Origin of the sequence: Nocardioides currus (genome assembly GCF_003057875.1) — a bacterium.
Taxonomy (GTDB): domain Bacteria; phylum Actinomycetota; class Actinomycetes; order Propionibacteriales; family Nocardioidaceae; genus Nocardioides; species Nocardioides currus.
The window spans coordinates 203,793-217,992 of record NZ_PYXZ01000003.1 but is presented as its reverse complement, the minus strand read 5'-3'; the positions used below and the strand labels follow the sequence as shown (position 1 = coordinate 217,992).

General features: G+C 71.6%; 15 protein-coding genes. 5 read left to right on the top strand and 10 right to left on the bottom strand.

What is annotated here, in order from left to right; genetic code table 11:
* Positions 1-116: 116 nt before the first annotated feature.
* Genes C7S10_RS09860 through C7S10_RS09850 form a run of 3 tightly spaced genes read right to left on the bottom strand, consistent with a single transcriptional unit; the run spans position 117 to position 3,468 of the window.
* On the bottom strand, positions 117-1,559 hold the full coding sequence (locus C7S10_RS09860) for a flavin-containing monooxygenase (RefSeq protein ID WP_108344257.1): 1,443 nt from the start codon (positions 1,557-1,559) through the stop codon (positions 117-119).
* An 18-nt stretch (positions 1,560-1,577) separates the two neighbouring features.
* Positions 1,578-2,312, bottom strand: a complete 735-nt coding sequence (locus tag C7S10_RS09855; protein ID WP_108344256.1) for a glutamine amidotransferase — start codon at positions 2,310-2,312, stop codon at positions 1,578-1,580.
* 1 nt (position 2,313) lies between these two features.
* Positions 2,314-3,468 carry a CaiB/BaiF CoA transferase family protein gene (locus C7S10_RS09850; RefSeq protein ID WP_108344255.1) on the bottom strand — a complete coding sequence of 385 codons (1,155 nt, stop codon included), beginning with the start codon at positions 3,466-3,468 and terminating at the stop codon, positions 2,314-2,316.
* A gap of 188 nt (positions 3,469-3,656) precedes the next feature.
* On the opposite strand from C7S10_RS09850, the gene C7S10_RS09845 reads away from it, so the two are divergent.
* The 3 genes from C7S10_RS09845 to C7S10_RS09835 are packed head-to-tail and all read left to right on the top strand — an operon-like array spanning position 3,657 to position 6,616.
* Positions 3,657-4,070: a hypothetical protein gene (locus C7S10_RS09845; RefSeq protein WP_108344254.1), complete on the top strand. Its 414-nt coding sequence runs from the start codon at positions 3,657-3,659 to the stop codon at positions 4,068-4,070.
* Positions 4,071-4,109: 39 nt separating this feature from the next.
* A complete protein-coding gene (locus C7S10_RS09840) occupies positions 4,110-4,634 on the top strand; it encodes a PadR family transcriptional regulator (protein ID WP_108344253.1) in 525 nt (174 codons plus the stop codon).
* Complete coding sequence (locus C7S10_RS09835) at positions 4,631-6,616, top strand: NADPH-dependent 2,4-dienoyl-CoA reductase (RefSeq protein WP_165807104.1); 1,986 nt, start codon at positions 4,631-4,633, stop codon at positions 6,614-6,616. Before C7S10_RS09840 ends, C7S10_RS09835 begins: the two co-directional genes overlap by 4 nt.
* A 6-nt stretch (positions 6,617-6,622) precedes the next feature.
* Here the strand turns inward: C7S10_RS09835 and C7S10_RS09830 are convergent, their stop codons facing one another.
* The gene (locus tag C7S10_RS09830; protein ID WP_108344378.1) at positions 6,623-7,090 is read right to left on the bottom strand and encodes a group II truncated hemoglobin; all 468 of its coding nucleotides are present in this window, start codon (positions 7,088-7,090) and stop codon (positions 6,623-6,625) included.
* Positions 7,091-7,180: 90 nt separating this feature from the next.
* Here C7S10_RS09830 and C7S10_RS09825 point away from each other — a divergent pair, with 90 nt between their 5' ends.
* The gene (locus C7S10_RS09825; RefSeq protein ID WP_108344252.1) at positions 7,181-7,786 is read left to right on the top strand and encodes a hypothetical protein; all 606 of its coding nucleotides are present in this window, start codon (positions 7,181-7,183) and stop codon (positions 7,784-7,786) included.
* A gap of 9 nt (positions 7,787-7,795) precedes the next feature.
* On the opposite strand, the gene C7S10_RS09820 is transcribed toward C7S10_RS09825, so the two are convergent.
* The 4 genes from C7S10_RS09820 to C7S10_RS09805 form a co-directional block, all read right to left on the bottom strand.
* A complete protein-coding gene (locus C7S10_RS09820; RefSeq protein ID WP_207769319.1) occupies positions 7,796-8,170 on the bottom strand; it encodes a DUF2256 and DUF3253 domain-containing protein in 375 nt (124 codons plus the stop codon).
* 40 nt (positions 8,171-8,210) lie between these two features.
* Positions 8,211-8,921, bottom strand: coding sequence for an FAD-binding oxidoreductase (locus C7S10_RS09815; RefSeq protein ID WP_243395297.1), 711 nt, complete (start codon positions 8,919-8,921; stop codon positions 8,211-8,213).
* A 10-nt stretch (positions 8,922-8,931) separates the two neighbouring features.
* Positions 8,932-9,540 carry a sulfite oxidase-like oxidoreductase gene (locus tag C7S10_RS09810; protein ID WP_108344250.1) on the bottom strand — a complete coding sequence of 203 codons (609 nt, stop codon included), beginning with the start codon at positions 9,538-9,540 and terminating at the stop codon, positions 8,932-8,934.
* A gap of 130 nt (positions 9,541-9,670) precedes the next feature.
* A complete protein-coding gene (locus C7S10_RS09805; RefSeq protein ID WP_108344249.1) occupies positions 9,671-11,788 on the bottom strand; it encodes a hypothetical protein in 2,118 nt (705 codons plus the stop codon).
* A gap of 139 nt (positions 11,789-11,927) precedes the next feature.
* On the opposite strand from C7S10_RS09805, the gene C7S10_RS09800 reads away from it, so the two are divergent.
* Complete coding sequence (locus C7S10_RS09800) at positions 11,928-12,395, top strand: GNAT family N-acetyltransferase (RefSeq protein ID WP_108344248.1); 468 nt, start codon at positions 11,928-11,930, stop codon at positions 12,393-12,395.
* On the opposite strand, the gene C7S10_RS09795 is transcribed toward C7S10_RS09800, so the two are convergent.
* Together C7S10_RS09795 and C7S10_RS09790 are read right to left on the bottom strand one after the other, a co-directional pair.
* The gene (locus C7S10_RS09795; protein ID WP_108344247.1) at positions 12,383-13,330 is read right to left on the bottom strand and encodes an anti-sigma factor RsbA family regulatory protein; all 948 of its coding nucleotides are present in this window, start codon (positions 13,328-13,330) and stop codon (positions 12,383-12,385) included. The two genes, C7S10_RS09800 and C7S10_RS09795, sit on opposite strands and share 13 nt — an antisense overlap.
* On the bottom strand, positions 13,327-14,190 hold the full coding sequence (locus tag C7S10_RS09790) for an MEDS domain-containing protein (RefSeq protein WP_133176478.1): 864 nt from the start codon (positions 14,188-14,190) through the stop codon (positions 13,327-13,329). Before C7S10_RS09790 ends, C7S10_RS09795 begins: the two co-directional genes overlap by 4 nt.
* Positions 14,191-14,200: the final 10 nt, after the last annotated feature.

Here is a 14,200-nt window from a genome sequence, read left to right as displayed (position 1 = left end):
CGCTGGTGGAAGCGCTTCCACGATCGATCGCCCACACCATGACACTCGTCACATCCGGTGTCAACGGTCAGCGTGAAAACTCCACCCATTGTGGTGAGAGCGCTTCCACGCACGCCTCACCCGAACCGCAGTGCCCCGTCCTCGATGGCACCGCGCCGGATCGAGCGCATGTCGTGGAAGTAGTTCTGCTTCAGCTTCCACGGCTCCACGTCGCCCTGCTTCGGCAGCCGGTCCAGGGCGCGCAGGACGTAGCCCGCCTCGAAGTCCATGAACGGCCGCGGCCGCACGCTCGGGTCCGGCTGCGGCACGGCGAAGCGCCGCCCGGTCTCGTCGAGGTGCGACAGCAGGCGGCAGACGTACTCCGCGACCAGGTCGGCCTTGAGCGTCCAGGACGCGTTGGTGTAGCCGATGGTGAACACGAAGTTGGGCACGCCGCTGAGCATCAGCGCCTTGTAGGCCATCGTGTCGGGCAGGTCGACCTCGGTGCCGTCGACGCTCAGCGTCATCCCGCCGAAGGCGAGCAGGTTGAGGCCGGTCGCGGTGACGACCACGTCGGCCGCCAGCTCGTCGCCGTTCGTGAGCAGCACCCCGGCCCTCGTGAACCGCTCGATCTGCCCGGTGACGATGCTCGCGCGGCCCTCGCTGATCTCGCGGAACAGGTCGCTGTCGGGCACCAGGCACATCCGCTGGTCCCACGGGTCGTAGGGCGGGTTGAAGTGCGTGTCGACGTCGTAGCCGGCGGGCAGCAGCTTGGTGTTGAGCCGCCGGATGAGCTTGCGGGCGGCGACCGGGCGGCGCTGGGAGAACTGGTAGAGCCCGGTGGCGACGCCGATGTTGCGCCAGCGGTTGGCGACGTAGGACGCCCGGTCCCCCAGCACCTTGCGCAGGCCGACGGCGATCTTGTCGACGGACGGGACGGACAGGACGTACGTCGGGGTGCGCTGCAGCATCGTCACCGGCCCGGCCCCGGACGCCGAGAGGGCGGGCACCAGCGTGACGGCGGTGGCGCCGGACCCGATCACGACGATCCGCTTGCCGGTGTGGTCGAGGTCGGCCGGCCAGTGCTGCGGGTGCACGACCTCGCCCTCGAAGTCGTCGACACCGACGAAGGTCGGCGTGAAGCCCTGGTCGTAGTCGTAGTAGCCGCTGCACGCCCACAGGAGGCTGGTGGTGATCGTGGTCGGGCCGTCGGGAGTCTCGGCGGTGACGGTCCACCGCGCCTGCTCGCTGTCCCAGTCGGCGGCGACGACCCGGTGGTCGAAGCGGATGTGGGCGTCGATGCCGTAGTCGGTCGCGGTCTCGCGGACGTAGGACAGGATCGACCCGCCGTCGGCGAGCGAGCGCTCGTCGGTCCACGGCTTGAAGCGGTAGCCGAGCGTGAACATGTCGGAGTCGGAGCGCACGCCGGGGTAGCGGAAGAGGTCCCAGGTGCCGCCGCTGGCCGAGCGGCCCTCGAGGATCGCGTAGCTGCGGCCCGGGTGCTCGCGGGTCAGCTGCGCGGCCGCGCCGATGCCGGACAGGCCGGCACCGATGATCAGGACGTCGACGTGGTCGCTCATGTGGGTTCCTCTCGTTGGTCAGGCACGGGCGTGCAGCTCCACGAACCTCGCCAGCAACCGCACCGGCTCGCTGACCATCGCCTCGCGGGCGGCGGCCTTGAGCGACTCCTGCTCGTGCGGCTCGTAGTAGCCGTGGGCGCTGTAGGCGTCGATCCGGTCGCAGATCGCGACCGCGTCGAGCTCGGGGTGGAACTGCGTGGCGTAGACGTTGCGACCGATCCGGAAGGCGTGCACCGGGCAGGTGTCGGTGGAGGCGAGCAGCACCGCACCGTCGGGCAGCCGCGAGACCGCCTCCTTGTGGCCGAGGTAGGCGTCGAACGGGTCGGGGAGGATCCCGAAGAGCGGATCGGCCCGACCCTCGTCGCTGAGCCGCACCGGCAGCGCGCAGATGGGCTCGCCGAACTCGCGGTCGACGACGCCGCCGGGCAGCGTCCCGAGCACGCCGATGCCGTAGCAGGCGCCGAGGAACGGGAAGTCGCGCTCCACCACGCGCTCGGCCAGCGCCCGCAGCTCGGCCTCCGCGCGGTGCTGGTCGGGCGACTTGCGCTCGTCCGGGTCGGAGACGTTGTAGGGCCCGCCGCCGAGGATGATCCCCGACCAGTCGTCGAGGTCGGGGACACCGAGCGGGCCGGCCTCGAGCCGGACGCGCACCAGCTCGTCGGGGTGCAGGCCGGTGCCGGCGAGCACGGCGTCGTACTCCTGCTGGGCGACGTCGTCCTCCGCTCGGGTGCCGAGGAAGAGGAAGGGGCGCACGTCAGGCCTGCACCGCCGCGCCGGACTCGAGCAGCCGGTCGACGTCGTCCCCGGCCACGCCCCAGGCGGCCAGGGCCTCGCGGGTGTGGGCGCCGGGCTCGTCGGGCGGCATCTGGATCGTGCTCGCGGTGCGGGAGAAGCGCGGCGCGGGCGCGGGCTGGGTGAGGCCGGCGCTCTCCACGAAGGTGCCGCGGGCGGCGAGGTGCGGGTGGGCGTAGGCCTCGGCGAGCGGAAGGATCGGCGCGACGCAGGCGTCGGTGCCGTCGAAGACCTCCGCCCACTCGGCCTGCGTCCGCTCCTTGAAGCGCTCCGTGAGCGCCGTACGGATGGCTCCTGCGTTGGCGGGGTCGTCGCGGTCGGGGAGGTCGAGCCCGAGCCGCGCGACGAGGTCGGCGTAGAACTGCGGCTCCAGCGCCCCGACGCTGACGTGCTTGCGGTCGGCGGTCTCGTAGACGTCGTACCACGGCGTGCCGCCGTCGAGCAGGCCGCTGCGCCGCGCGCCGCTGGCCAGGCCGAGACCGGCGAAGGTGGCGGCCATCGCGTTGAGGTGGGCGGTGCCGTCGACGATCGCGGCGTCGACGACCTGGCCCGTGCCGCTGGTCCTCGCCTCGATCAGGGCGGCGAGGACGCCGATCACGAGGTACGTCGATCCGCCGCCGAAGTCCCCGAGCAGGTTGGTCGGGAAGTGCGGTCGCGCGGGGTCCTGGCCTGACGAGTGGAGCGCACCGGTGATGGCGATGTAGTTCATGTCGTGGCCCGCCGCCCGGCTCCACGGACCGTCCTGGCCCCACCCGGTCATGCGGCCGTAGACGAGCCGCGGGTTGCGGGCGAGGCAGGCGTCGGGCCCGAGGCCGAGCCGTTCGGTGGCTCCGGGACGCAGTCCCTCGACCAGCACGTCGGCACCCTCGACGAGGTCGAGCACGGTGGCGACGGCGCTCTCCTGCTTGAGGTCCAGCGCGACGCTGGGCCGCCCGCGGTTGAGCACGTCGAAGCGGCCGCTGCCGAACATCGCGCCACCCGGCCGGTCGATCCGGATCACGTCGGCGCCGAGGTCGGCCAGGATCATGCAGGCGTGCGGTCCCGGGCCGATGGCGGCGAGCTCGACGACCCGGACGCCCCGCAGGGGCCCGGTGCCGTGTCCGAGTGCGTACGTCATGCGCCGATCATGACACCACTGCTGTCACGGTCGCGAGTGCCCGGGCGCCGTTTTGGTTTCCCCGGCTAAGCGGGGAATTGCGAACTTCATGTAGCAAGCAAGGGTCATGAAGTCTGGGTTTCCCCGCTTAGCCGGGGAAACCGTGACGGGTTGGGCAACCTCCACGAGCCCAGGCGGGCCCTCTCCCCATGACCCGAAGCGCCGTCGTCGGAGCCGTGATCGGCGTGGTGGTCGCCGCGCTCGCCCGCGGTTGGATGAGGCTGATCGCCTCCGAGCCGGAGTTCACGTGGGGCGGGACGATCGCCATCGCCGCCATGTTCACGCTCCTCGGCCTCCTCACCGGCCTCGTCGGAGCTGCGCTGGCGAGCGGTCGCAGTGGGTGGTGGCGGATCGCGGCGATCCCCGGTCTCGGCGCCTTCCTCGCGCAGGGCATCGTGGTGCTCCCGCTCGCCCTGCTGTCTGCTGCCGTGGTCGCGATCACCGTGCGGATCGCGGACGACCAGGGCACGAACGACCTGGCCCTCACCTCGGCCGGGATGCTCGCGCTCGGCCTCCTCGGCGGGATCGGCTGGGGCCGAGTGCTGCGTCACTCCGCGCGCTAGCCCTTGCAACTCGTTGCATAGGTCTGCCACCATCCCGCCATGGCCCTCGAACACGCGCTCCTCGTCGCGCTCAGCGAGCGCCCGGGGTCGGGCCTCGAGCTGGCGGGCCGCTTCGAGAAGTCGATCGGCTTCTTCTGGCACGCCACCCACCAGCAGATCTACCGCGTGCTCGGCCGGATGGAGAAGGACGGCTGGCTGAGCGTCGAGACCGTCCCCCAGACCGGCCGCCCCGACAAGCGGGTCTACTCCGTCTCGGAGTCCGGCGCCTCCGTGCTCGCGGACTGGCTCGCCGAGCCCCTCCCGATGGAGACCTTCCGCAGCGACCTCGCGGTGAAGCTGCGCGCAGCGGCGTACGGCGAGAGGCAGGTGCTCCTCGACCGAGTGCGCGAGACCCTCGCCGACCACGAGGCGCGGCTGGCGCACTACCTCGTGCTGGAGAAGCGCGACTACCCCGTACCCGGCGACCTCGCCGCGCTTGACCGATTCCTCGTCCTGCGCGGTGGCATCCGCCTGGAGGAGTTCTGGATCGGCTGGCTCAACGAATACCTGGAGGCCCACTCGTGACGACCTACCCGCACCTGCTCGCCCCGATGACCATCGGCGACCTGACCCTGCGCAACCGCGTGGTGATGGGCTCGATGCACACCGGGCTCGAGGACAAGCCGTGGGACATCGACAAGCTCGCGGCCTACTTCGCCGAGCGCGCCCGCGGCGAGGTCGGCCTCATCGTCACCGGCGGCTACGCGCCCAACAAGCGCGGCTGGCTCAAGCCGTTCGCCTCCGAGATGACCAACCGGCTGCAGGCGATGCGGCACACGCGGATCACCGATGCCGTGCACGAGGAGGGCGGCGCGATCGCGATGCAGGTGCTGCACGCGGGCCGCTACGGCTACCACCCGCTGAGCGTCAGCGCGTCGTCGAAGAAGTCGCCGATCACGCCGTTCAAGCCGGCCGCCCTCTCCACGAAGGCGGTCGACCGCACGGCCTCTGACTTCGCGCACGCGGTCGGCCTGGCCAGGAAGGCGGGCTACGACGGCGTCGAGATCATGGGCTCCGAGGGCTACCTCATCAACCAGTTCCTCGCCGCACGCACCAACGACCGCGACGACGAGTGGGGCGGCAGCGCGGCGGCGCGGATGCGCTTCCCGGTCGAGATCGTGCGCCGCTCGCGCGAGCTCGTCGGCGACGGCTTCCCGATCATCTATCGCATCTCCCTGCTCGACCTCGTCGAGGGCGGCCAGACCTGGGACGAGGTCGCTGAGCTCGCCGGCCGGCTCGAGGAGGCCGGGGTCTCCGTCTTCAACACCGGCATCGGCTGGCACGAGGCACGCGTCCCCACGATCATCACGCAGGTCCCGCGCGGTGCCTGGCGCTCGGCGACCGCGCGGCTGAAGGCGGTCGCGACCGTGCCGGTCTGCGCGTCCAACCGGATCAACTCCCCCGAGATGGCCGAGGACATCCTCGCGTCCGGCGAGGCCGACCTCGTCTCGATGGCGCGCCCGCTGCTGGCCGACCCGGCGTTCGTCGCCAAGGCTGCGGCCGGCCGGGCCGAGCAGATCAACACCTGCATCGCCTGCAACCAGGCCTGCCTCGACCACGTCTTCGACAACCAGCTGGCGTCCTGCCTGGTCAACCCGCGCGCGTGCCGCGAGACGACGCTGGTCCTCTCCCCCACGCGCGTGAGGAAGACCATCGCTGTCGTCGGTGCCGGTCCGGCCGGGCTGGCCGCCGCCGTCTCGGCCGCCGAGCGTGGCTTCGCCGTGACGCTCTTCGAGCAGGCCGCCGAGATCGGCGGACAGTTCCGCCTCGCGATGCAGATCCCGGGCAAGGAGGACTTCGCCGAGACCCTGCGCTACTACACGGCACGCCTCACCGCGCTCGACATCGACCTCCGGCTCTCGACCGCCGCGACCGCCGACCTGCTCGCGGGCTTCGACGAGGTCGTCGTCGCCACGGGCGTCGTGCCCCGGATGCCGGAGATCGAGGGCATCGAGCGCGCCGTGTCGTACGCCGACGTGCTGGCCGGCCGCGTCGAGGTCGGCGAGCGGGTGGCGGTCATCGGGGCCGGCGGCATCGGCGTCGACGTCAGCCACTTCCTCACCCACGACCCCGCGGACACCGACGAGGACTGGTTCTCCGCGTGGGGCGTCGGCGACCCGACCCTGCACCCGGGCGGGCTCACCTCGCCGAAGGCCCGCTCGGTCGTGCGATCGGTGACGCTCGTCCAGCGCAAGGAGACGCCGATCGGCATCGGGCTCGGCAAGACGTCGGGCTGGGCGCACCGGGCCGTCCTCAAGCAGTCGGGCGTGGTGCAGGTGCGCGGTGCGACGTACGACCGGATCTCCGACCAGGGGCTGCACATCACCGTCGACGGTGAGCCGCGACTGATCGAGTGCGACGACGTCGTGATCTGCGCCGGACAGGAGAGCGTGCGCGACCTCTACGACGAGGTCGGCGGCCACCTGATCGGCGGCGCCGATGTCGCCGCGGAGCTCGACGCGAAGCGCGCGATCAAGCAGGCGACCGAGCTGGTGGCGGCGCTGTAGGTGGGCTCAGGGCTGGTACGGCGGAGCGACGCCCCAGCCCCAGCGCGGGACGGGCGCGTGCTCGACGATGTCGGTCGCGTCGGAGGAGTTGTACGCCGCCAGCCGCGTTCCCCACTCGGCGTAGCCCATGATCGCCGCGCGGAACTCGGGGTCGTCGGGGAGCCCGGCGAGGTCGGCGGCCTGCGAGAGCAGGGTGACGAACCGCAGCCGCTGCTCGGCGGTGATGTGGAGTCCGCGGTGCTTGGAGAGCATGTGCTCGTAGCCACCCAGCACCTCGGTGTAGTCGGCCGGACCGCCCATCACCTCGCACCACCACGTCACGACGTCGCGGCGGTGCTGCTCGCTGACCTGTCCCTCGAACACGGGCGCGAGCAGCCCGTCGTCCTCGACCAGGTCGTAGAACGCGTCGAGTGAGCGCTCGAAGCCCGCCCGCTCCCCGGCCCACTCATAGATCGTCGGCGTCTCGTCGCTCATCGTGGCTCCCTCGTCCGGATCCATCGCAGCGTAGGGACCGGCGCGCTCGACCGACAGGGCCGCTGCGGGTCGAGGGGGCACGATGGAGGCATGTCCATTCGCGGGGTCCTCGGGCTGGTCGGCGTCTCTGCCCTGCTGCCCCTCACCGGCTGCAGCGCCCCGGCCGGTGTCGCGATCACCGACCGGACCCTGGCGATGGTCGCGGCCGAGCACGTCGGCGAACCGTCCTACGCCGTCGGCGAGGCCTACGGCATGGCCTCGGAGTTCACGGGCGAGCTCGCCAGGACGACGCTGGTCTACCCGATGCCGGACCCGCCTCGCGGTGCGACCGGGACCGAGGTGCAGGTGCTGGTCGGCACCGGGTTCCTGCACGAGGACCTGGCGCGTTGTCCCACGTCCCACCAGGACAGCTGCGTCGACCTCGACGGCGGCAGCACGATGGTCTGGTCGCTGTTCGACCCGGGCGAGGACCCGGGCCACGTGCAGGTCACCGTGGTGAAGGGCGAGACGACGGTGCAGGTCGCGTTGTACGGCGCCCTGCTGACGGAGGACCCGCGCACCGCGGACCTGCCCGTCGACGTCGACGCCCTCGTCGCCGCGGCCCACGACCCCCGTCTCGACAGCACCACGAACCCGGAGGTGGTGGACGCGGCGGAGCACCTGGACTTCTGGCGCGCCGGCCGCGTGAGCGAGTAGGTCCGGCCCTTACCTGGTCCTGCGCACGCTGATCGGGCCCTTGGCCGTGGAGGGGTCCACGACCCTGCCCTTCTGGACGATGCTGACCTCGCCGCGAGACACCAGGCGCCGGGCCGCCCGTCGGGCCGGTTCGTCCAGCTCCTGCCGAGGCCGACCGGTCGCTGCCGCAACGGTGTCCGCGGCCTCGGCCACGTCGACGGCTCGGGCGCCGGCAGCTGCCACCAGCGTGTGGAGCGCGTCCTCGAGGGCCCGGTCGACGGGCGTCACTCCGCGCCGCCGGCACGCGGTCGAGCAGTAGCGCACGTCGTCCCAGTCGCGCTCCCACTTCTTGCGCCACTCGATCCGTCGCCCGCACGAGGCGCAGGTCTTGGGTGGTGGTGTCACCCCACCATCCTGCCTGTCGTGCAAGCCGCCGAACGCAAGATCAGCCGGTGGCCCCGAACTGCTCGACGCGGATCGAGTCAGCGGGCATCCCGCACTCCATGAGCAGTGCCTCCGCGAGGCCCGCGAAGCGCGAGGACCCGCAGACGTAGGCGCGCTGGATCCCGTCCAGCAGGGGCGCGAGCTCCGCAGCGGTCGGAGGTCCCGCGGGCCGGTCGTCCACCGCGTGGCGCGTGTAGGCGACGGTCGCGCCGAAGCGGTGCAGCTCGTCGCCGTACGGAAGCTCCTCGGGGCTGCGACCCACCGCGAGGATCCGCAGCAGGTCGGGCCGACCGGCGTGTCGGGCGGCGCGACTCATCGCGATCGCGGGGACGATGCCGGTGCCGCCGACCAGGCACAGCGCAGGCGTCCGCACGTCCCAGGTGAACCACCGACCGATGGGGCCGCGCATCTCGAGCACGTCGCCGACCTCGGCGACGTCGGCGAGGAACTCCGACACCTCGCCGTCCGGCAGCCTCTCGACGAAGAACTCGAGCAGCGGGTCGCTGTCGTCGGAGGCGAGCGAGTAGGAGCGTTGGGCGGTGTAGTCGTCGGGCGCACGCAGCCGGAGCAGGTAGTGCTGGCCCGGCCAGTGCCGCAGCCGGTCGTCGACGTGCATGCGCAGCCGCACCGTGGTCGGGGTGACCAGCTCCTTGGTGATGATCCGGCCGCTCGTCCAGGTGGTCGCGGTCGGTGCGACGTCGTCGATGCTCAACGCCGGGACCTCAGTCGCCCTGGTAGCGCTGCTCGAGCCACGGGTCTCCCCGGTCGTGATATCCGTTGCGCTCCCAGAAGCCCGGCTGGTCGTGGGCCATCAGCTCCAGACGACTGATCCACTTCGCGGACTTCCAGAAGTACAGGTGCGGGACGAGCAGCCGCACCGGTCCGCCGTGCTCGCGCGCGAGCGGCTTGCCGCCGTACTCCCAGACCACCCACGCCTTGCCGCCGGTGACGTCGCGCAGCGGGAGGTTGGTCGTGTAGCCGGTGCTCGAGTGGGCCATGACGAAGGCTGCCTCGGACCGGGGCCCAGCCGCCTCGAGCAGCGCGTCGACGCTCACGCCGGTGAAGGCGACGTCGAACTTGGACCAGGTCGTCACGCAGTGGATGTCCCCGGTGTACGTCGAGGTCGGGAGCTGGTGGGCCTCGTCCCAGCTCCAGGTGGTCGGCCGGTCCACCAGCCCGTCCACCGTGATCGTCCACGTCTCGGGCGCAACATGCGGGGTGGCCTCCGCGGTCAGGACCGGCCAGCCGCTGCCGGTGTCGTACTGACCAGGAGGGAGCCGTCCCTCCGGACCATCCGCGCGACGACGTACGAACCCTCTGGTCACCGGCATGGCGCCATCCTCCCGCCGCGGGGACGCACCGGGCAAGCGGCGCCCGGCGGCGCGGCCGGAAGGCCTCCCCCGAGGTGGGTGGTCCCGGTGACGCCGGCCCTGAAGCGGATGGGACTGTGCGAGCGCACCGTCACCATCGATTCGCTCCGGGCCTCCTCCCAGGATTGAGCCAGTCCGACGATCCGGTCGCCGCCACGGGCTCGGCGGTGGTGGGGTCCGAGACGTACGCCGACATGTGGCACGTCGGCCACCACGTCCCGGTCCGCCAGCTGGTCGGCAGCTCGGTGAGCCCGGTCCGGGCGTTGGACTGCGAGCACTGGCCGGTGAGGCCGGCGCGGAAGTGCAGCGCCCCGCCGGTGCCGAGCACGCCGATCCAGTACGCCGTGCCCCGCGTGAGCGTGAGGTCGGAGGCGAGGTCGGCGGTGTTCCACGAGGCCGGTCGGAGGTCGTCGAGCTGCCCCGAGGCCAGCAGCGTGCCCGGGTTGCCGTCGACGTCGGTGTAGATGCCGATGTCGAGCGTGTCGGCGCGCGAGCCCGAGTCGACGTACAGCGTGACCGTGTCGGCCCGGCCGGTGTCCGTCGCCGTGAACTGGAAGGCCTCCGCCTCGCCGGCGGCGTCGTTGTCGGCGAAGCCCTGGACCGTGTCGAGGCCGAGGAGCGGCTCGGACGACGGCGTCGGTGCGGGATCAGGTGACGGTGTGGGCGACGGTGTGGGACTCGGCGACGGCGACGGATCCGGCGACGGCGACGGCGACGGCGACGGCGACGGCGACGGCGACGGCGACGGCGACGGATCGGGGGACGACGTGGGCGTCGGCGTGGGACTCGGCGTGGGGGACGGGGGTGGCACGGAGACCGTCCCGTCCGTCCCGGTGAGGGTGAAGGTGGTGTCGCCCGGCACGGTCACGGACGCGGCACCGTTGGCGCCGACGGGAACGTCGGCTCCCTGCGCCATACGACTCTCGGCGTTGGTCTGGAAGTACTCCAACGTGCTCGCCGTGACGTCGTTGAGGGCGATGGACAGCGTCTGCTCGCTGTCCGAGCTGTTCTGACCGACCAGGGTGACGCGGCCGATCGCTGCATCATGGAACGCCTCGATCGTCACGTCACCGTTGGTCGACTCCGCCGAGATGCGCTGCGCGCCGATCGGCACCCACTTGAAGAGCTGCCCGAAGTAGAAGAACTCGTCGCGCGGCGTGTAGGTGCGCGAGGCCTCGTCGTAGGCCAGCATCGGCGTGATCCCGAAGCTGAGCGAGTCGTTGCCGGGCTCGCGTCCGTGGCCGTTGACGACGGCGTGGTTGTAGACGCTGTCGTAGGCCTCCCACATCAGCAGGCCGGCGGCACCCTGCTCGAGGTAGGCGAAGGTGTGGTCCCACTCGCCGTACTCACTGATCCAGAAGTCCTTGCCGGCGCCGGCCGACGCGGCGGCCGCGCCGTTGTCGTTGCCGCCGTAGTTGTGGAAGTCGAAGTGGCCGAGCCGGGCCATGAGGGTCGGGTAGCGCTTCATCGACCTCGCGTAGTCGACGTTGCAGCAGGTCTCCGGTCCGACCAGCTGGACCCCGTCCATGCCCAGGTCGTCCATCCGCCCGGCGAGGCGGTCGAGGATGTCGGCGTACCGGTTGTCCTCGATGGTGACGCCCTCGTTGAGGTCGATGTCCATCTCGTTGTTGGGGCTGAACAGGCCGAACGTGTGGCCGTGGCTGTAGCCCCACCACGCAGCCGAGAGCACCGACTCGACGAACTCGTCGTCCTGACCGGGCGCGAGCGACTTGCCGCCCATCCACTCCGGGCCCGGCCCCATGAAGCTGAGGACGATGCCGCTGTCGGGGATCCCCTTCCGGTGCAGGTAGTCGATGACGGCCCAGGTGTCGGCGAAGTTGGAGCCGACGAGGTCGGTGTCGAAGTCGACCCGCCCGGAGTAGATCGGGTCGTAGTAGTCCCAGTTGAAGGTCCGGGGATCGTCGTCGTCGTTCGTCGACTCCCAGTCCATCATGTCCATCGCGACGCGGAAGGTCTTCATGCCCTGCTGGTCGATCAACAGGTCGAGGGCCGGCTCGAGGTTGCCGTCGTCCCACGAGCCGGGGTTGATGTTGGCGCCGAGCGCCGACATCGTCTGGAGCCGGCGACCGCCGTCGACCGTGATGTCGACGGTCGCCGCCTGGGCGACGGGCGTGGCGACGGGCGTGGCGACGACGACCAGGCTGGAGACCGCCATCAGGCCGAGCACGGCGATGGATCGGATCGGCACTCGCGACATCGTCAACTCCAGGGGCATACGTCGTGAGCGCGGGGGGCGACCACCCTCGCCACGCTAGGTGGGCTCGCTCGCGGCCAGCATCATCCCGATTGGGGTAAAGACATCGCCGCTCCTGTGCCAGAGTCGATGCATGACGGACGGGCAGAAAACCTCCTGGCTCCCCGCGGACTGGCAGCACCCCACGCGCGTCGAGCTGTCGACCGGCCACCACCTGCGACCGATCCACCCCGACGACACCGACCTCGACATGCCCGCGGTGATGGGCTCGCGCGAGCGGCTCTGGTCGATCTACGGCGAGACATGGGGCTGGCCGCCGGCCACCATGACCGCCGAGGAGGACCGCACGGACCTGCAACGACACTGGGACGAGGCGCTCGCGCACGAGTCGTTCAACTACGCCGTCTTCGACGCCGACGAGACGGAGCTCGTCGGCTGCGTCTACATCGACCCGCCCGACCGCGACGGCGTCGACGCGGTGATCTCGTGGTGGGTCCGCGACGAGCACGTCGCCTCGCCGGTCGAGGCCGCGCTCGACGAGCTCGTGCCGCGCTGGATCGCCGAGGAGTGGCCGCTGCAGGCGCCGTACTACGGAGTGTGATCGGCCCGCGGCATGCGCATGTGCAGCCGGACGTGCGTGCCCGACCGGTCGGTGCCGACGTCGACGGCCGTGCACAGCTGCCGGGCCAGCCACAGGCCGTAGCCGTGGTCCGACGGTTCGGCCGGCGGGAGCAGTCCGACGAGCGGGTCCAGCGGCGCGCGGCCACCGTCGTGGACGTGGCAGACCCAGGTGTCCCCCTCGGTGTAGAGGTGGAGGAGGGTCGGTGACTCGCCGTGCATGATCGAGTTGGTCAGCACCTCGCTGACGGCCAGCGTGATGTCCGAGACCACGTCGGGACGCAGCCCCGCCTCGGCTCCGCGGGCACGCACCAAGCGGCGCGCCTGCGCCACGTCGGTCGGTGCCGAGCAGTCGATGCTGGTCGCCTCCGGCGGCGGAGGTGACACGACCGACAAGCCGGCCAGCACGTCGAACGGATCCTCGAAGCGGGAGTTGGGCAGGCTCTCGCCGTTCGACCGCACCACCGCGTGGGCGTGCAGACCGATGTCCAGCAGGTGGGGCGGCAGGGTGCCCGCGTCGTACGGACAGAGCAGGTCGACGTCGAAGTCGGCGAACACCACGCCGGCGGCCGCCTCGAGCCGGCCGTAGTCGACCACCTCGGCCGGGATCCGCTCGGCGAGCCGCTGCTCGGCGACCACGCACGACCGGGCGCCGCCCGCGGTGGCGGCGAAGTCGCGCAGCACGCGATAGGCGTTCCACTGCGGCTCGTAGGCGATCGTGTCCTCGACGAAGGTCACCTCGTCGGCGTCGCGGCCCAGGGTGGCGCGCAGCTCGTCCACCCGCCGCGGCGGTGCCATCACCAACCCGCGCCGTCCCCGCGCGAGCCCGTCACGCAGGTAGCCGCCGACCTCGGCGGCGTACTGCCGCGAGCCGTCGTAGAAGACGCTGGTGTGCGTGGCCCCGGTCGCCGTCGTCACGATGCGAACCTCAGGCGCTCGTGGCCCAGGCCGGTGACGGCGAGGATGCGGCGTACGCCGTCAGGCACACCGCTGAGGACGAGCCAGCCGTCGTCGGGCAGCTCCGCCGCCACCGACCGGAGGATCGACACGCTGCCCACGTCGGCGAACGCCAACCCCGTCAGGTCGACGTGCAGCTGCGGCAGGACCGCACCACGCGCAAGGAGCATCCGGCGCAGCAGCTCTCGGTTGGCGAGGTCGACCTCGCCGCTGATCCGCAACCCCCACGGGTGCTCGAGGGCCAGGAACCTGGCCTGCGGGGTCGGCGAGACCTGCGGGGAGAAGCCGCTGTGCTCACCGGCGAGCAGGTCGAGCAGCTCCTCGTCGAGCCGGGACGCGTCGTACAGGCAGACCGAGCTGACGCCGATCTCCCGCTGCAGCCCGGTCGACATCCGCTCCCAGCGCACGACCTCCTCGCTCGAGCCGAGGAGCGGGACGAGTCCGTCCATCTGGGCCGCGACCCGCAGTCCCGCGAACCCGCGCGTGCGGCTGAGCTCGGCCGCGGCACGGAACCCGTCGGCGACGGTGGTCAGGTCGCCGGGCCGGCGCGTGCCGTAGGCATCGGCGAACGACGTCACGAGCAGCTGGCCGACGGCGAGCGCCGACCTCGCGTCCACCTCGTCCGGCAGCGCACGGAGCAGGGCGTGGACCTGGTCGTCGGTGCCGACGTACATCAGCTGGTCGCCGTCCGAGAGGCCCTGGCCGATGAAGGTGGCCGCGACACGCGTCTGCTCGTCGTCGTCGCGGTGGAACGCGCAGAGGTGCGTCCCGGGCACGAGGGAGTCGAGAACTGCTGTCGTTCCCTGCCGCCCCGGCCCCATCCGGTCACTG